Genomic DNA, 17,548 nt, shown 5'->3' with positions numbered 1-17,548 from the left:
CGTCGTACGGATCATCCCGCCCTTCGAGGAGCTCTGAACGCAGATCCCGGCCGAAGGCGTTCCTCACAAGCGGTGACCGGGCAGGCACGACCCGGCTGCGTTCCGCGGCACGGCCCCTCCACCAATGCCCTGGTCAGCACCGTGCTCGGCGTGCTGGGCGCCGTCGTGTCCGGCGTCGGCGGGCCTGTACGAGACGCGGCAGACGATGCGGCGGAGCCCGGGCATCTCCGAGCTGCCGATGGGCAGACCCTAGGATCACGACAGGACCTGGGAGCACGGACCCGGCGGGGCCGAGGGCAGGGCTGGCCGCGGCCGAGGCGGATCGACCACGGGCCCGGGTGGGCGTCGTTGAGGCCGTCGAGGACCGGGGCCGGAGGGCGCCGGCGTCGCGTACGGGCTCCTCGATCGGACGGTGCGCTCCGAACCGTACGGCGACGCGCAGCCTGCCGGAGACGAAGTCGAGCGCCTCGAAAATGACTTCCGGCAGGTGCGAGACGGTGCCCGCCTTGAGGACGTACGGGAACTCGTGGTGCTCGTCATCCACGTCGAAGGACACCGGCGCCGTGATCACCACCGAGGGGTGGAACGCCGACGTCGTCGTCCACGCCTCGCGGAAGCCGAGGTCCCTGCCCAGGCGGAGTCGCCAACGGGGCCTGCGCAGGCGGTTGTTGTGGTGGTGGAGCCAGACCATGTAGCCGATCACCTCCACGTCGAGCCGTCCCGTGTTGGTGACGCTGGTGGTGATCAGCCAGTGGTCGTCCACGCGGATCTGCTGTGCGGACACCCGTACGCGCCCGCCGGTGAGGCGGTGGCTCCACATCGTCCAGCCGAGGCTCCCGGCACCGGTGACCGCGCCGAAGAGGGCCAGCGCCGTGGTGAGGTCCATGCGCACGCAGCGTAGGACCGGCGGCGGAATCCGGAACCCCCGTGCCGTGACAGCAAGTCGGCGCCAGAATTGTCCGCCATCGCCGCATGCTTTCCGGCGAGCCCCGTGAGCACGTGAGTCGGCCAGCCCGTGAGCCGGTCACCCCGTGAGCCGCCGATCGGCACGCCCCTCCGCCGCCCTCACCCCGTCAGCGCGCGCAGTTCCGCCGTGTCCTCCAGCCGGAGGTCCGCGAGGTGGACGACGCCCGTGAGGGGGCAGCCCGTCAGGTCCGCGTCCGTCAGGGTCAGCCGGGCGGCGTCCACCCCGTCGAGGGACCGTACGTGCACCTGCGCGTCCCGGTCGGCCAGCGGCTCCTCCCCCATGTCGTCGCCCAGCGGACCGGTGAACGGGCGGGGGTACGTCACCAGGGTGACCGGGTGCTCCAACACCGCGCCCGCCAGGTCGACGGTCGCGCGGCGCAGCCGCAGCGCCGCCGGGGCCTCCCAGCGCGTACGCCGGAACGACACGCCCGCCGCCGCGATCTCCACCGTCACGGGCGCGCCGAACTCGGCGCCGTCGAGCCGTACGGTGCCGCCGCACACCAGCGGCCCCAGCCGCCGCGCCGCGCCGAAGCGGGCCCGGTCGAAGCGGACGCGGGCGCCGAACTGCGCGCCGCCGAAGTGCGCGTCACCGCCGAACCGCGCGCCGAGGTGCGCCTCGCCGTGGAAGGCCGCGCCCGCGAGGTCGGCGGCGCCGCCGAAGCGCGCGTCCGTGAAGTGGGCGGCGGCGCCGAACCATGTCCCGTGCAGGTCGGCGCGGCCGGTGAACGTGGCGTCGTCGAAGTCGGCGGCACCCGTGAACGCCGTACCGCGGAAGTCCACGTCGCCCGCGAAGACCGCCCCGGCGAACGAGGCGGCGCCGGTGCGCGGACGACGCTCCGCGTCGTCGTGGACGGCGGCGAGCAGCCGGTCGAGCAGGGCCTGGGTGAACGGCGTGCCGCGGTGGTCGAGGTCGGCGCCGGGGGTGAGGGCGGCGAGGTACGCGGCGCGGTCGGCCTCGTCGAGGTGCGCCAGGCACGCGGGGTGCCCGCCGACCGGCGTGCCCTGGCAGCCCGCGAGGGCGTACGGCGTGGCGCCCTGTCCGCAGTACGGCCCACGGTTCGGCCCGTGGTACGGCCGGGCGCCGGGGCCGCCGGACGGGGCGGGGCCACGGGTGGGCCGCCCGGCGGACGGTTCGGGGAACGGTTCCGCGAGGGGGCCGCGCGGTGCTTCCGAGGTGGGGTCTGCCATGTACGGGAGGACGGAGGTCCGGGCCGATCGGTTGTCCGCGTCGGGCGTGGGAAAGACGACGCCGTACCGGCGGGACGGCCCGACGCGCGTACGGCACCCGCCGGGCGCCCCTCGTACACCGGTCGGGGCGGTACGTGCGCCGGCCGGGCCGGAGGTGAGGTGGCGGTCAGGGCGCCGCCGGTCGGCCCGGCGCGGGGGCCGCCGCGTACCGGCCGCGCAGCATCGCCGTCATGACCGCCATGAAGCGGTCCGTACGGCGGCGGCCGAGCACGAACGGGTTCGGCCCGGACGGGTCGGCGCGGAGTCGGGCGGCGCGTTCGAGCCCGTGGTCGTTGGGGTGGTTGGAGAGTTCCACGTCGACGCCCGCGAGCCGCATCCGGTGCCGGAAGGTACGCAGGGACTCCAGGTACGCGGCCAGTTCCGCACGGCTCTCCGGCGGGTTGGCGCCGCCCCACAGCATCGCCGTACGGCGCTCGCGGCCCGCCCGTACGGGAAGGATCGGTGAGACGGTGCCCGGCGTGTGGCCGGGCGTGTGGTGGAAGCGGATCGTGGTGCCGCCCAGGGTGAGCCGCTGCCCGTCGGCCAGGTCGAGGTCGCGTACGGGGGCGTGCGCCGGGCCGGTGCGGGCGACGAGGTCCCAGTCGGCGGGGGACATCAGGACGCGGGCGCCGTAGCGCTCGGCGAGGTGGCGGGCGGCGCCGTAGTGGTCGGGGTGGCCGTGGGTGACGGCGACGTACCGGATCGCCGCCGGGTCCGCGCCCACCTCCCGCAGGCCGGGGAGCAGCACCGTCTCGGCCTCCTCCGGGGTGGCGAGGGCGTCGAGCAGCACGATGCCGTCGTCCGTGAGCACGGCCAGGGCGGAGACCCAACCGGCGCTGAGCAGCACGAGGTTGTCGAAGAGGCGCAGCGGGGGTTGCGCGGGCGGGCGGGGCAGCTCGTAGTCCGGGGTGAGCGCCGTCATGATGGCGCGCAGGACGGGGTCGTTCCCGGCGAGGCGGCGCGCGTGGGCGTAGTGCGCCTGCGGGTCGCCGCCCGCGCCGTACGGTGCGCCCCTCCTCGCGCCGCCCCCTCCGCCGTACGTGTCCGTGACGCCGTACGTCTCCGTGACGCCGTACGTGTCCGTGGCGCGGGCGCCCGCCGAGGTGGCGGCCACGCCCGTGGCGAGGCCGAGTCCGGCGGCCAGCCGTCCGAAGCGGCGGCGCGAGGTGCCGTCGGCGCGCGGGTCACGAGGGGGCGGGCACGTCACGGCGGCGGCTCCTGCGGCTCGGGGAGAGGACACCCTACGGCGCGCACGCGGTGCCCGCACCACCATGGGCCGGTACGGGTCGGGGCATACGGGGCGCGGGAGTTCGGGTCCGCGCACGGGCCGTGCGGGTTCACCTCCGTGCGGGTTCACCTTCGGATGACGGCGCGGCCCGCGCGTACGACTTTCGGCACCCGGCGGGCTGCTCCCGGCCGATGGTCCGCGCGGCGCACGGCTCCTACGTTCGACGGGGAACACCGGACGCGCCGGAACACCGGACGCGACCGGCCGCAGCACGCGCCGAGCCGGAGACGGATGAGTGTCGATCATGACGAGGGACCAGGAGCCGCAGAACCGGGGGCCGAGCGGCCCGGAGCCGGAGCGGCCACGTACGGCCGGACCGGACGCCGACCCGGGCAAGGGTACGGGTACGGGCGGTGGCACCGAGCGCGGCGGGGTCACGCGGCTCGCGCAGCCGCACTGGATCGCGTACGCCCTGACCGTGCTCGGCGCCGGACTCGCCTGGGCGGTGACGCTGCTCGCGGACCGGCTGGTGGAGATCCCCCTCATCCCGTTCGAGAGGCCGCTGGAGCTGCTGGGCTCGGTGCCGCAGCCGTGGCTCACCGTCGGCGCGCTCTGCGCGGGCGGGGTGGTGGGGCTGCTGGGCGGCGCCGTCATCCTGCACCACGAGCTGTCGCTGTCCGTGTCGGCCGAACGCACCGTCCTCACCAGGGAGGACAGGTCGCGCGACATCCCGCGCGAACGGATCGGCCTGGTGTGCCGGGACGGTAAGCAGCTCGTGGTGTTCGGCCACGAGGGCGAGGAACTGGCGCGCGAGGAGTGCGACTTGGACGCGGGCCGGCTGGCGGCGGCGTTCACCTCGTACGGCTACCGCTGGGCCGCCGAGGACCCGTACCGCGACGCGTTCCGGCGCTGGGTCCCCGACGCCCCCGGGCTGCCCGCCGGCGCCGACCCGCTGCTCAGGGCGCGCGACCGTACGCTCCGGAAGTCCGGCGCGGACACGGCGGACGCGCGGGAGCTGCGCGAGGAGCTGGCGCGGCTCGGGGTGTTCGTACGGGAGGTGGACAAGCGGCAGTTCTGGCGGACGGCGCCGGGGCCGGACCGGGGGCAGCAGCGCGGGCCGGGCGGGAGCTGAACGGCGCGCGCCCCGGCCCGTACGTACGGGCGGCCGGTCGACGCGCGCGGCTCAGCCGGAGGTACGCGCGGCGGTACCGGCTGCCGTACGCGTGCCCGCCGTCCGTCCGGCGATCGCGATCAGCTCGCGGGCCTTGGCCTCGCTCTGGTCGTAGCGGTCGGGGAACGCCGAGCGCTGGACGCTCTGGGCGAGCTGGCCGGGGGTGTAGGCGGGGTTCCGGGCGTCGTTGCGGACGGCCTGTTCGAGGAATCCGGCCGTCGCGTACACCGGGTCCGTGATCTGCTCCGGCGTGCCCCAGCCCGCGCTCGGGCGCTGCTGGAAGACGCCGAGGGAGTCCTTGTCGCCGCAGTCGAGGTTGTGCATGTGGGACTCGACCCAGCCCGCCTCGAAGGCGGCCAGCAGCACCTTCGGGGTGACCTGGTGGTCGAGGGCGACCTGGTGGACGGTGTCGATGATCGCGGGGTCGTGTTCGGGCGGGACCGCGCAGGCGCCGAGGAGTTCGGCGTTCGCCCGGTGCTCCCCGTCCGGCTCCGACGAGGGAGCGGGCTCCGGCGCGTACTCCCCCGCGTACGCCGTGGCGGACACGCTGCCGAGGACGAGCAGGCCGCCCGCGACGCCCGTCAGTCCCCGCCGGAGCCGACCGCGGTGCCGTGGTCCGCGTCCCGTTCGCGACATGGAGGTCTCCTTCCAGGTGGGGGCGGGGCGGCGCCCTCCGTCGCCTACGCTCCGAGGTCTACCCGTCACTCCCCCGCGCCCCGGCGCCCGCGCCCAACGGGCAGGTGTTTCCTCAGACTTGGTGCGTGAAGTCCGGTTCGCCCCGCCCGCGTCCGCCAGCGCGTCCGGGAGCGCGGTCCACCGGACGTGCTCGTACCGGCGTACGCCCACAGGAAGTCGCTCCATCCGCCGCCGGGGTCCTCCGGGCACACCGCCCGGCCCCGCTCAGCGCCTGGAGGCTCATCGCCCGCCAACTCACCGCCACTGGGCGGGCCTTGACGACCACTGCGGGGGCAGCGCGCGGTGCGCACGGAGGCGGGTGGCGGGCGGTCGGGCGCGGTGGTCAGGGCCGCCGTTCGGCGACGGCCAGCACCCGGCGCGACATCAGCGGGATCTGGTACGCCAGTTGGTGCCGCACCGAGGCGACCACCGCGTCGGCCGCCTCCGGCCCCTCCTCCGCCGCGAGCCCGTCGCGGTGCGCGATCAGGCCGTGGCTGACGGCCCGCATCCGCCGCCGCCAGTGCGGGGTCTCCTCGTACGCCCGTACGGTGAAGCCCGCGCGCGTCAACAGCGGCCGGTGGTCCGGGACTTGGGGTGGGCGGTCGTCCGGGGTGCGGTCGTAGTCCCAGCTGGTGAAGACGGCCCGGCCGCCGGGGGCGAGGACGCGGAACACCTCGTCGAGCGCCCGCTGTTTGTCGGGGGCGAAGGTCAGCGCGTCGACGCTCATCACGGCGTCCGCGGCGCCGTCCGGCAGCCCCGTCGCCGCGAACTCGCCCCGCCGGTAGGTGACGTGGGCGGGGTCCAGGCCGGGGAAGCGGGCCACGGCCGTACGGGCCTCGCGCAGCGCCACCTCGGAGATGTCCAGCCCGAGCAGCCGCACGTCCGCACCCGTATCCGTATCCGCCCCGCCCGCACCCGTCGTACCGGCACCGGCACCCGCACCGGCACGCGCACCCGCCGTACCCGCGCCCGCCAGCGCCGCCGCCACCGTCAGCCCGGTGCCGCCCCGCCCGCACCCCAGGTCGACGAGCAGCCCGCCGCGCCCGACGCGGACCTCCGCCGCGATACGGGCCAGCTCGGTGCGCGTCGTGTAGCTGTACGGGTCGGCACCCTCCGGGTACTCGTCGCCGTACACCTCCCGCCACACCCGCCGCCGCGTGTCCCGCCGCCGCTGCCGCGTGTAGCCGTCGTCGAACACGGCCGTCCAGTCGGTACGCTCCGCCACCCCGAACCCCTCTCACCCGCGCTCCGCGCCCCCGCCGCGGTCACCGTACGCCCGGCCGCCGGGCCGGTGGGGACGTTCGTGTGCATGACCTGGCGCGTACGGGACACCCGCCACCGACGGAAACCGCAGCCTGACGAGCCGGAGAGGAGTGACGATCGTGAAGATCGCCTTTCTCGTGGCCCCCGCGGGGGTCGAACAGATGGAACTCACCGATCCGTGGCGAGCGGTGGTCGAGAGCGGCGGAACCCCGCGTCTGGTCTCCACGACGGAGGGCCGGGTGCAGGCGTTCCACCACCTCGACAAGGCCAACACGTACGCCGTGGACCAGACCGTGGACGACGCGTGCGTCGACGAGTACGACGGTCTGGTGCTGCCCGGAGGCGTCGCCAACCCGGACGCGCTGCGCGCCGACGCCGACGCCGTACGGTTCGTGAAGGGCTTCTTCGACGCGGGCAAGCCCGTCGCGGCGATCTGCCACGCGCCGTGGACGCTGATCGAGGCGGACGTCGTACGCGGCCGTACGCTCACGTCCTGGCCGAGCCTCCAGACGGACCTCCGCAACGCGGGCGCCACCTGGGTCGACGAGGAGGTGTTCGTCTGCCGGGGCGGCTCCAACACGCTGGTGACGAGCCGGAAGCCGGACGACCTGCACGCGTTCGACGACGCGTTCCTGCGGGAGTTCGCGCGGGACACCGGCGCGTTGGCGGGCCACTGACACGTACGGCCACGGACGCAGGAGTCCACAGGCACGAACGGGAAGCGGGGCACGGGAGTCGACTCCCGTGCCCCGCCTCCCGTACGCGCTGTGCGCCGGTGCCGTACGTCGGCGCCGTCAGGTCGGGCCGTACGTCGGCGCCCTCGCGGATCAGGCCGCGGAGCCCGCCTGCCACTCGGACCAGGACATGTTCCAGCCGTTGAGGCCGTTGTCCGGCTTGATCTCCTTGTCGGGCGAGTTCTTGACGATGACGACGTCGCCGATCATCGAGTTCTCGTAGAACCAGGCGCCGTCCTGCTTGGAGTCGCCCGCGCCCTTCACGTCGTTCAGACCCACGCAGCCGTGGCTGGTGTTGACGGAGCCGAAGATCGAGTCCGCGCCCCAGTAGTTGCCGTGGATGAACGTGCCGGAGGTGGAGAGGCGCATGGCGTGCGGTACGTCCTTGATGTCGTACTCGCCCTTGCCGTCGTCGTCCGTGAAGCCGACCGTCGCGCCGTTCATCCGGGTCTCCTTGTACTTCTCGGAGATCACCATCTCCCCGTTGTACGTGGGGTTCTCGGCGTTGCCCGCGGAGATCTGCACGGTCTTGACCGTCTTGCCGTCGCGGACGACGGTCATCTTCTTGGACTCCGCGTCCACGGTGCTGACCTGCGAACGGCCGACGTTGAAGGAGAACTCCTTGTCCTGCACGCCGGTGACGCCCTCGGCGGCGTCCACGCCGTCCAGCGCGAGGTCGACCGTGACCTTGGAGCCGGACTTCCAGTAGTCCTCGGGGCGGAAGTCGATCCGGGTGTCACTGAACCAGTGCCCCACGACCTGCTGGCCGCTCGTGGTGTCGACCTTGATCGCCGACTGGACTTCCTTCTTGTTGGTGACCGGCTTGTCGAAGTTGATCGACACTGGCATGCCCACGCCGACGGTCTTGCCGTCGTCCGGCGTGAAGTAACCGATGAAGCTGTTCTCCGGGGAGACGGTGGTGAACGTCGAGGTCTCGTGCGCCTCGCGGCCGTCCCCGTCCTCCGCCACGGCCTTGATCACGTACCGCGTGGCCCGCTCCAGGGCACCGGTGGGCTTCCACGACGTGCCGTCACCGGCGATCTCGCCCGGGATCTCGGTCCCGGACTGCGCGGCCGTCATGGTGACGTCGGTGAGCTTGCCGTCCTTGACCGCGACCTTGCCGCCCGAGTTGATGCTCGCGCCGGACTCGCCGTCCTTGGGATCGATGGTTATTCGCGCGTCGGACGACTCCTCGGCGGCCGCCTTGTCAGCGCTGCTCTGGGAGTTGGACTTGTCCTTGCCGTCCTTGCCCCCGTCGCCGTCACCGTCGTCGCCGCCGCAGGCGGTCAGTGCCAGCGCACCGCTCAGCAGCATCGCCGCCGCCGTCACGGCCCTGCGGTGCTTCCCCACCTTCATCACACACTTCCCCATCTGATTGCCGAGTCCAAGAGTCCCAGAACCCCTGCCGCCGTACACCCCGTACCGGCGAAAACCGGACAAGCGTATCCCAGCTGTACCCATCAATACGCAGCGGCGCTGTGATCCGTTCCACCTCGGCGCAAAGTGTGGGGCAGGACACCAGATCGTGACCCGCGGACCGCGGGGGTTCGCGGAGTCGGAGACGGGCGACGGCCGTTCCGGACTCCGGATCGCGTGCCCGGTCGTCCCCCGGCTACACCTCGCGCCGCACTTGCGCGACGTCGCCCATGTCACACTTTCCCGGCGCCGACATACCACACATGTACGACATCACGGGACGGGTCCGGCGCTCACGGACGGCACATGTGGCATATGCGGAGCGTACGGGGGCCCGTTCGGCCGCGGGGGCGCGCGGCTCGGGGCACCGCGCCTTTGCCCTGCCGCGCGGTATCACTAACATCGGCCCCCGCACTGCCTACTCGCAGCTAGGGGGCTCCCCGTGCCCATACCGCCCACCGCAGCCGCTCACCGCAGGCCGCTGGCCACCGCGGTCGTCGCGGCGGGGGCGCTGTTCGCCGTCGCGTTCCTGCCGTCGGCGGACACCTCACCGGACGTCAACTCGACCGGCACGACGCATCACGTGCGCACCGCCACGGACAACGGGCCCGTCACACACGCCAGATCGGCCTCGGACGCGTCGGACTCCTCGGCCGCGTCCGACCCCGACCCCGGTTCCAGTTCCGGTTCCGGTTCCGACCGCGACCACGGCTCCACGGAGCAGTGGACGGACGGAGCGGCCGGGGAGACGGAGGAGGGCTCCGGCGGTGTGCCGACGTCCGTCCTCGTGGGGACGGCCGCCGGCGCCGTCGGGCTCACCGGCCTGCTCGCCGTACGCGCCGGGCGGCGCGGCGCCGCGTAACCGCGCACCACCACCGGCACCGCACGCGCCAACGCGCGCACGTACCAACGCACGCACCACGTACGGGCGGGCGCCCCGGGCACCACGCCCCGGACGCCCGCCCGTACCGCGTGCTCAGGCCAGCGGCCCGGTCACCGACTCCGCCGCCGCGACGAGCCCGCCGCTCCGTACGAACTCCTCGGCCGCCGCCAGGTCCGGTGACAGGAAGCGGTCGCCGCCCGCGCCCGCCACCCCGGCCGCACGCGCCGCCGCGAGCACCGCGCGCGACGCGGGCGCGGGGTCGGGCAGCGCGGCGCGGCCCGACCCGTCGTCGGCGCCGCGCAGTTCGACGGCGCGCGCCGCCGCGTACAGCTCGACGGCGATGATCCGCGTCAGGTTGTCCACGGCCGTACGCAGCTTGCGCGCCGCCGACCAGCCCATCGACACGTGGTCCTCCTGCATCGCGGAGGACGGGATCGAGTCGGCGGAGGACGGCACGGCGAGCCGCTTCATCTCGCTGACCAGCGCCGCCTGCGTGTACTGCGCGATCATCAGCCCCGAGTCCACCCCGGCGTCCTGCGCGAGGAACGGCGGCAGCCCGTGCGAACGGTTCTTGTCCAGCAGCCGGTCCGTACGGCGCTCCGCGATCGACCCGAGGTCGGCGGCGGCGATGGCGAGGAAGTCGAGCACGTAGGCGACGGGCGCGCCGTGGAAGTTGCCGTTGGACTCCACGCGGCCGTCGGGCAGCACCACGGGGTTGTCGACGGCGGCGGCGAGTTCGCGCGCCGCGACCGTACGGGCGTGCGTGAGGGTGTCCCGTACGGCGCCCGCGACCTGCGGGGCGCAGCGCACCGAGTACGCGTCCTGGACGCGCGGGGCGTCGTCCTGGTGGTGCCCGGTGAGGCCCGAACCGGCCAGCACCTTCAGCATGTTGGCCGCGCTGTCGGCCTGCCCGGGGTGCGGGCGGAGGGCGTGCAGCTCGGGCGCGAGCACGCGGTCCGTGCCGAGCAGCGCCTCCATGGTGAGCGCGGCGGTGATGTCGGCGGAGGTCAGCAGGCGTGCCAGGTCGGCGCAGGCCATGACCAGCATGCCGAGCATCCCGTCGGTGCCGTTGAGGAGGGCCAGGCCCTCCTTCTCGCGCAGTTCGACGGGGGCGATGCCGTGCTCGGCGAGGAGTTCACCGGCGGGCCGTACGGCACCTTCGGCCGACCCGTCGGCGGGCGGGCCCTCGGCGTCGCCCTCGCCGAGGAGGGTCAGCGCGCAGTGCGAGAGGGGCGCGAGGTCGCCGGAGCAGCCGAGGGAGCCGTACTCGTGCACGACGGGCGTGATGCCCGCGTTGAGCACGTCGGCCATGGCGAGCGCCACTTCGGGGCGGACGCCCGTACGGCCGGAGCAGACGGTCTTCAGCCGCAGGAACATGAGCGCGCGCACCACCTCGCGCTCCACGCGCGGGCCCATCCCGGCGGCGTGCGAGCGCACGATGTTGCGCTGGAGGCGGGCGCGCAGGTCGGGGCTGATGTGCCGGACAGCGAGGGCGCCGAATCCGGTGGAGACGCCGTACACGGGCTCGGGCTTGGCGGCCAGGTCCTCGATGTGTCCGCGCGCGGCGGCGACGGCGTCCAGCGTCGCCCGGGACAGCTCGACCCGGGCACCGCCCCGGGCGACGGCGAGAACGTCCTCGGCGCTGGCGCCGGAGGGTTCCACCACCACGGTATGCATATTCATATTCAGGCACCCTAGAGAGTGAATCGCGTTCTGTCACGGCCGGTACGGAGCGGACCGCGCGGCGCCGGAACGATCCGCCGACGCCACGGACGACGCTCCGCCGAAACGATTCGTCAACGCGGGGCGCTCCCCCGGAACCGCCTCCGCTCACCCCCCGGCCGCTCCCCGCCCGGCCGCGCCGGGGTGTCCGCCAGCCGCACGACCGGGTCCCGCGGCCCCTCCCGCCCCGCGACCACCGGCTTCTCCGCCCGAGCCGCCTTCGCCTGGTACTGCGCCGCGTCCGCCAGCCGGAACAGACGCCGCGCCGACCGTACGGGCCCGATCGGATCGCCCGTCGACGCGACCCCGCACGCGACCCCCTCGCCCCACTCCAACCGCCCGGCCCGGCGGCACAGTTCGTCCGCCGCGCGGACCACCTCGTCGGCGGGCAGCCCCACCGCGAGCAGGCAGAACTCGTCCCCGCCGAGCCGCGCCGCCAGCGCGCCCGGCAGCATCGCGCCGCACAGCGACAGCACCGAGCCGAAGCGCTCCAGCAGCCGGTCCCCGGCGGCGTGCCCGTACTCGTCGTTGACCCGCTTCAGACCGTTGATGTCGCACACCGCGAGGCTGACGACGGCGGCCTCGGAACGGTGCAGCGCCATCGCCTCCTCCAGCCGCGCGTCCACGGCGCGGCGGTTGGCGAGGCCCGTGAGCGGGTCGGTGAAGGCGAGCCGCCGGACCTCCTCCAGCCGCTCATTCTGCGCGATCCCGGCGGCGATGATCGCGGCGAGTACGGCCGCGAAGTCGGCGTCGTCGCGCCGGAAGACGGGCTCGTCGGTGTTCCGGGCGACGTACAACTCGCCCCACGCGCGCCCGTGCAGCACGATCGGCGCGACCACGCAGCACGCCCGCCCGCGCCTGCGCAGCATCTCCGCGCGCCCGCCACCCGCGTACGGGGCGCCCGCCGGGCCTCCTTCCGTACCGCCCGCCGTACCCGTGTCCTCGGCCGCGCCGCCCGCCGCCGTCTCGACCCAGGCGCGGGGCGTCCCGTCGTCGCCCACCGGTTCGCCGTGCGGGAAGCCGGTGATCTCCGGGAAGTCGTGCACCGGGTACGACTCGTCCGCCGGATGGCGCGCCTCGCCGTCCGCGAGCGTGCCCGCGTTCGCCAGTACGCGCAGCCGCCCGCGTTCGCGTTCCCACACGGACACCGCCGCGAACGCGCCGCCCAACGCGTCCCGGGCACCCGCTGCCGCCGCGTACGCGACCTCCCGCGACGTGTGGGCCACCGCCATGGCCTGCGCCAGTTCCACCGCCGCCCGCAGCCGCGCGTCCTCTCCCATGTGCCCAGCCTAGAAGCGTTCGGTACCCTCCGCCGTGTCACGCGCGCCGGGTATTCCACCCGTCGTACGCCCGCGCGCGGCAAGCGGCGTAAGCCGTTACGGCACGCGCCGTACGGTGGGCGCCGCCGCGACCCGTCCGGACCTCCCGGACCGACCCCGCCGCGCGCCGCCCGTCACTCCCCGGGCCACTCCGGCTTCCGCTTCTCGTTGAACGCGGCCACGCCCTCCGCCCGGTCCCCGGAGAACGCGACAGAGCGCCACGCCGCGTCCTCGATCTCCAGCCCGGCCCGGAGGTCGGTGCCCCAGCCCGTACGCAGTGCCCGCTTCGCCGCGCGCAGCCCGACCGGCGAGTGGGCGGCGATGCCCGCGGCCAGCGCCAGCGCCTCCGTACGGTCCTCGCCGGGGCCGACCAGCCGGTCCACCAGCCCCAGCCCGTGCGCCTCGGCGGCGTCCACGCGGCGCGCGCTGAAGATCAGCTCCGCCGCGCGCGCGGCGCCCACCCGGCGCGGCAGCAGCTGCGTACCGCCGCCGCCGGGGATCACCCCGACCGACACCTCCGGCAGCCCGACCACGGCGCTGGGGTCGGCCACGATCAGGTCGCAGGAGAGCGCCAGCTCGAAGCCGCCGCCCAGCGCGTAGCCGTGGACGGCGGCGATCGTCGGTACGGGCAGCTCCAGCACGCCCGTGTACGCGGCGCGCGCGTGCGGGCGCTGGCGGCCCAACTCGGCGTCGGTGAAGGAGTTGCGCTCCTTGAGGTCCGCGCCGACGCAGAACGCGCGCTCGTGCGTGGACGTCAGCACGACGGCCCGTACGGAGGTGTCCCGCGCGAGGTCCGCGCAGGCGTCCGCGAGCGCGCGGGCCAGGTCGGTGGAGACCGCGTTCATCGCCGCGGGCCGGTCGAGCACCAGCTCCGCGACGTGGGCGGCGCCCGCGCCGGAACCGGCGTCCGCGGCCCCCGTCCTGACCTCGATCCACTCGCCGTACCGCGTCATCGCACGCTCCTCAGCTGTTAACGGTCGCTCACGCACTCGCGCTGCGCAGCATCATCGCGTACGCGGCGGGGCGGCGGGAGACCGGGCGGCGACCGTACGGGGCGGCGCTAGCCCCGGCGGCCGAGCAGCCAGGGCTCGACGACGCCGAGCCCGCGCACCGGGCGCCGGTAGAGCGGCTGGAGGGCGAAGCGGAACCCGGTGAGGTCCGCGCTCTCCTTCTCCGACTCGGGGGCGTCGCCCGCCGCCGTCAGCTCCGCGCGGAACGCGTCGTCGACCAGCACGGTGTCCTTCGGCGCTATCGACGTCAGCCTGCTCGCCAGGTTGACGGTGTTGCCGAAGACGTCGCCCATGCGCGTCGTCATGGTGCCGAAGGCGATGCCGACGCGCAGCTCCGGCATGGTCGCGTCGTTCCCCAACGTCTCGATGAGCCGCAGCCCGATCTCCGCCGCGGTGCCCGCCTCCTCCGCGACGTACAGCACCTCGTCGCCCAGCGCCTTGATCAGCCGCCCGCCGTGCGCGGCGACCAGGTCGGCGGCGGTGGTCTCGAACGCCTCGACCAGCTCGCCCAGTTCCTCGTCCTCCAGCCGCCGGGTCAGCCGCGTGAAGCCCACGAGGTCCGCGAAGCCGATGGCCTGCCGCCGGTCGACGGTCTCCTCGTCGGTCTGCACGACCCGTCCGGTGGCGGCGGCCAGTTGGCGCCGCCAGACGTACACGAGGAACTCCTCCAGCTCCGGCAGGAGCAGCTGCACCAGCGGGTACGTGACCTCGTTCCGGGTCATGCCCGGCTCCGGCGGGTCGGTGAGGCTCTCCAGGAACGAGTCCACCTGCCAGTCCGCCAGCCGCGCCGAGGTCTGCCCCGCCGAACGGGCCACCTGGATCGCCATCGGCTCGCTCAGCAGCCCTGCCTCGACCAGGCCCGACAGCCGCCGCAGGGCGAGCACGTCGCCCTCCGTCAGCGCCCGCGCCTGGCCGACGTCCGCGAAGCCCATCGCGCGCCAGAAGCGGGACGCCAGATCCATCGACACCCCGGCGGCGCGCGCCGCCTGGAACGGGGTGTACTGGCGCGGGGCGCCGAGGATCAGCTCCTCGATCCGCAGGGCGCTGGGGTCGTCCTCCGTGCCGCCCTGCCGGGGGGCGGCGGGCGTCCCGTCGCCGGGAGGGTCCGGCTCATCCACGGTCACTGCCCGCCCCTTGCCAGGTCCGGTCGTCCCTGTGCACAGACCTTCCCGTTCTCTTCCCGTCTGCGGAACGCCCACAATACGGCAGGTGTGTGCCAGCTCACTCTGCTTCGGCCACACCCGGTCCGGCCCGCGTACGTCTCCGCCACCGCCCGTCAGCCGTCGGTGCCGCGCAGGTGCACGATGTCGCCCGCCGCGACGGGCCGCTGCACGCCCGCGGACGTGGCGAGCACCAGCCGACCGTCGCCGTCGAGCGCCACGGCCTCGCCGGTCAGGGCGTCGCCGCCGGGCAGTTCGACCCGTACGGAGCGGCCGAGCGTCGCGCAGCCCGCCGCGTACGCCGCCTGCGCGCCGCTCGCGCCCGGGTCGCCGTCCGCCTCGTCCCAGCGCCCGTACCACTCCTCCAGCGACCGCAGCACCGCGCGCAGCAGCGGGTCCCGGTCGGTGCCGTCCGCCCCGGCGAGCGCCAGCGATCCGGCGGTGGGGACGGGGAGTTCGTCGGCGCGCAGCGAGACGTTGAGGCCGATGCCGATCACGACGGTGTCGTCGCCCGTGCGTTCCGCGAGGATGCCGCCGATCTTCCGTTCGTCGCCCGCGACGTCCGCCAGCAGGTCGTTCGGCCACTTCAGGGAGGTGTCGACGCCCGACGCGCGGGCCAGGGCCGTCGCGGTGGCGACGCCCGCCAGCAGCGGCAGCCAGCCCCAGCGCTCGACGGGCGCGGACGGCCGGAGGGCCACGGAGAAGAACAGTCCGGAACGCGGCGGCGCGGTCCAGGTGCGCTCCAGCCGGCCGCGTCCGGCGGTCTGCTCCTCCGCGACGACGACGGCGCCGGGCGCGGCGGTCCCGGCGCTCAGGCGCCCGACCAGCTCGGTGTTGGTGGAGCCGATGGCGTCGAGCACGTCCAGGGAGGTGTAGAGGCCGCCCTCGCGCACGAGGGCGCGGCGCAGCGCGTCGGCGCTGAGCGGCGGCCGATCAAGGTCGGACCAGCGGTTTCCCGGCCCGTCGGGCGGTTGCGGGGTCATACGTCCACACCCTAGTCCGGGGAGGTGGCGTACGGCTCGGAACCGGTACGACGCGTACGTCCCGTACGCCCCCGCGGGTGTCCGGCGGGTGACGGCGATGTGTCCAACGCCGCAGCGACGCGACGGGGCCGCACGGATAACCTACGAGCGAGTAGCCCCGAGACGAGTAGGAGCCGAAGGCCGTGTCCGAGCAGGAGACCAGCCCCGACATCCATACGACCGCGGGCAAGATCGCGGACTTCCGGCGGCGGGCGGAGGAGGCCGTCCACGCGGGGTCCGCGCGCGCCGTCGAGAAGCAGCACGCGAAGGGGAAGCTGACCGCGCGCGAACGCGTGGACCTGCTGCTGGACGAGGGTTCCTTCACGGAGCTGGACGAGTTCGCCCGGCACCGCTCCACCGCGTTCGGCATCGAGCGCAACCGGCCGTACGGCGACGGCGTCGTCACCGGCTACGGCACCGTGGACGGCCGCCCCGTCTGCGTCTACTCGCAGGACTTCACGATCTTCGGCGGCTCCCTCGGCGAGGTCTACGGCGAGAAGATCGTCAAGGTCATGGACTTCGCGATGCGCACCGGCTGCCCGGTGATCGGCATCAACGACGGGGGCGGCGCCCGTATCCAGGAGGGCGTCACGGCACTCGGCCTGTTCGCGGAGATCTTCCGCCGGAACGTGCACGCGTCCGGCGTCGTCCCCCAGATCAGCCTGATCATGGGCCCCTGCGCGGGCGGCGCGGTCTACTCCCCCGCGATCACCGACTTCACGGTGATGGTCGACCAGACGTCGCACATGTTCATCACCGGCCCGGACGTCATCAAGACCGTCACGGGCGAGGACGTCGGCTTCGAGGCGCTCGGCGGCGCCCGTACGCACAACACCACGTCGGGCGTCGCGCACCACATGGCGGGCGACGAGAAGGACGCGGTGGAGTACGTCAAGGCGCTGCTGTCGTACCTGCCGAGCAACAACCTCTCCGAACCGCCGGTCTTCCCCGAGGAGGCCGACCTGGAGACCTCGGACGAGGACCGCGAGCTGGACACCCTCATCCCGGACTCCGCGAACCAGCCGTACGACATGCACACCGTCATCGAACACATGCTGGACGACGGGGAGTTCCTGGAGACCCAGGCCCTCTTCGCGCCGAACATCCTCACCGGCTTCGGGCGGATCGAGGGCCGCTCCGTGGGCGTGGTGGCGAACCAGCCGATGCAGTTCGCCGGCTGCCTCGACATCGACGCGAGCGAGAAGGCGGCGCGCTTCGTCCGCACCTGCGACGCGTACAACGTGCCGGTGCTCACCTTCGTGGACGTCCCCGGCTTCCTGCCCGGCACCGACCAGGAGTACGACGGGATCATCCGGCGCGGCGCGAAGCTGATCTACGCGTACGCGGAGGCGACCGTTCCGCTGATCACGGTGATCACGCGGAAGGCGTTCGGCGGCGCGTACGACGTCATGGGCTCCAAGCACCTCGGCGCCGACCTCAACTTCGCCTGGCCCACCGCCCAGATCGCCGTCATGGGCGCCCAGGGCGCCGTCAACATCCTGCACCGCAGGACGCTCGCGGAGGCCGGATCGCCGGAACGCACCGAGGAGTTGCGGGCGAAACTGACGGAGGAGTACGAAGACGCGCTCCTCAATCCGTATGTCGCGGCTGAACGTGGGTATGTAGACGCCGTCACCATGCCGTCGGAGACCCGGCGCCACATCGTCCGCGGGCTACGTACGCTCCGCTCCAAGCGCGAGCAGCTGCCCCCCAAGAAGCACGGCAACATCCCGCTCTAGAGCGGCCGTTCCG

15 protein-coding genes are annotated in these 17,548 nt (G+C 74.1%); 4 read left to right on the top strand and 11 right to left on the bottom strand.

Features of this window, described 5'->3' with window-relative positions; translation table 11 throughout:
- Window positions 1–133: 133 nt before the first annotated feature.
- The 3 genes from D7M15_RS19180 to D7M15_RS19170 all read right to left on the bottom strand — a co-directional run bounded on the left by D7M15_RS19180 (window position 134) and on the right by D7M15_RS19170 (window position 3,400).
- Window positions 134–886 (bottom strand): hypothetical protein, encoded by a 753-nt coding sequence (locus tag D7M15_RS19180; RefSeq protein ID WP_121518641.1) that lies wholly within the window; start codon window positions 884–886, stop codon window positions 134–136.
- A gap of 179 nt (window positions 887–1,065) precedes the next feature.
- On the bottom strand, window positions 1,066–2,154 hold the full coding sequence (locus D7M15_RS19175) for a pentapeptide repeat-containing protein (RefSeq protein WP_121518640.1): 1,089 nt from the start codon (window positions 2,152–2,154) through the stop codon (window positions 1,066–1,068).
- Between the two features lie 166 nt (window positions 2,155–2,320).
- The gene (locus D7M15_RS19170) at window positions 2,321–3,400 is read right to left on the bottom strand and encodes an MBL fold metallo-hydrolase (RefSeq protein ID WP_206337388.1); all 1,080 of its coding nucleotides are present in this window, start codon (window positions 3,398–3,400) and stop codon (window positions 2,321–2,323) included.
- 325 nt (window positions 3,401–3,725) lie between these two features.
- Between D7M15_RS19170 and D7M15_RS19165 the strand changes: the two genes are divergently transcribed.
- Window positions 3,726–4,553, top strand: a complete 828-nt coding sequence (locus D7M15_RS19165) for a hypothetical protein (protein ID WP_127201775.1) — start codon at window positions 3,726–3,728, stop codon at window positions 4,551–4,553.
- A gap of 51 nt (window positions 4,554–4,604) precedes the next feature.
- Here the strand turns inward: D7M15_RS19165 and D7M15_RS29150 are convergent, their stop codons facing one another.
- Together D7M15_RS29150 and D7M15_RS19155 are read right to left on the bottom strand one after the other, a co-directional pair.
- Window positions 4,605–5,228 carry a hypothetical protein gene (locus D7M15_RS29150; RefSeq protein ID WP_121518638.1) on the bottom strand — a complete coding sequence of 208 codons (624 nt, stop codon included), beginning with the start codon at window positions 5,226–5,228 and terminating at the stop codon, window positions 4,605–4,607.
- Between the two features lie 382 nt (window positions 5,229–5,610).
- Window positions 5,611–6,492 (bottom strand): class I SAM-dependent methyltransferase, encoded by an 882-nt coding sequence (locus tag D7M15_RS19155; RefSeq protein ID WP_121518637.1) that lies wholly within the window; start codon window positions 6,490–6,492, stop codon window positions 5,611–5,613.
- A gap of 157 nt (window positions 6,493–6,649) precedes the next feature.
- Between D7M15_RS19155 and D7M15_RS19150 the strand changes: the two genes are divergently transcribed.
- On the top strand, window positions 6,650–7,207 hold the full coding sequence (locus tag D7M15_RS19150) for a type 1 glutamine amidotransferase domain-containing protein (protein ID WP_121521024.1): 558 nt from the start codon (window positions 6,650–6,652) through the stop codon (window positions 7,205–7,207).
- Between the two features lie 150 nt (window positions 7,208–7,357).
- Here D7M15_RS19150 and D7M15_RS19145 read toward each other — a convergent pair whose 3' ends face one another.
- Window positions 7,358–8,620: an Ig-like domain-containing protein gene (locus D7M15_RS19145; protein ID WP_240649376.1), complete on the bottom strand. Its 1,263-nt coding sequence runs from the start codon at window positions 8,618–8,620 to the stop codon at window positions 7,358–7,360.
- Between the two features lie 502 nt (window positions 8,621–9,122).
- Here D7M15_RS19145 and D7M15_RS19140 point away from each other — a divergent pair.
- Entirely contained in the window at window positions 9,123–9,542 is a 420-nt protein-coding gene (locus D7M15_RS19140; protein ID WP_121518635.1) for a hypothetical protein, read from the top strand.
- A gap of 114 nt (window positions 9,543–9,656) precedes the next feature.
- Here the strand turns inward: D7M15_RS19140 and hutH are convergent, their stop codons facing one another.
- The 5 genes from hutH to D7M15_RS19115 form a co-directional block, all read right to left on the bottom strand.
- Entirely contained in the window at window positions 9,657–11,240 is a 1,584-nt protein-coding gene (hutH, locus tag D7M15_RS19135) for a histidine ammonia-lyase (RefSeq protein WP_121518634.1), read from the bottom strand.
- A gap of 119 nt (window positions 11,241–11,359) precedes the next feature.
- Complete coding sequence (locus D7M15_RS19130) at window positions 11,360–12,565, bottom strand: GGDEF domain-containing protein (RefSeq protein WP_121518633.1); 1,206 nt, start codon at window positions 12,563–12,565, stop codon at window positions 11,360–11,362.
- A gap of 173 nt (window positions 12,566–12,738) precedes the next feature.
- Window positions 12,739–13,557 (bottom strand): enoyl-CoA hydratase-related protein, encoded by an 819-nt coding sequence (locus D7M15_RS19125; RefSeq protein ID WP_121518632.1) that lies wholly within the window; start codon window positions 13,555–13,557, stop codon window positions 12,739–12,741.
- 107 nt (window positions 13,558–13,664) lie between these two features.
- The gene (locus D7M15_RS19120) at window positions 13,665–14,654 is read right to left on the bottom strand and encodes an adenylate/guanylate cyclase domain-containing protein (RefSeq protein WP_240649687.1); all 990 of its coding nucleotides are present in this window, start codon (window positions 14,652–14,654) and stop codon (window positions 13,665–13,667) included.
- A gap of 236 nt (window positions 14,655–14,890) precedes the next feature.
- Window positions 14,891–15,757 (bottom strand): biotin--[acetyl-CoA-carboxylase] ligase, encoded by an 867-nt coding sequence (locus D7M15_RS19115; protein ID WP_121518631.1) that lies wholly within the window; start codon window positions 15,755–15,757, stop codon window positions 14,891–14,893.
- Between the two features lie 182 nt (window positions 15,758–15,939).
- Between D7M15_RS19115 and D7M15_RS19110 the strand changes: the two genes are divergently transcribed.
- Window positions 15,940–17,535, top strand: a complete 1,596-nt coding sequence (locus tag D7M15_RS19110) for an acyl-CoA carboxylase subunit beta (RefSeq protein WP_121518630.1) — start codon at window positions 15,940–15,942, stop codon at window positions 17,533–17,535.
- Window positions 17,536–17,548 lie beyond the last annotated feature (13 nt).

Source organism: Streptomyces sp. Z26, from assembly GCF_003665095.1.
In the GTDB taxonomy this organism is placed as follows: domain Bacteria; phylum Actinomycetota; class Actinomycetes; order Streptomycetales; family Streptomycetaceae; genus Streptomyces; species Streptomyces phytohabitans.
The sequence above is the reverse complement of the archived record's forward strand: the minus strand, read 5'-3'. Positions and strand labels throughout refer to the sequence as shown.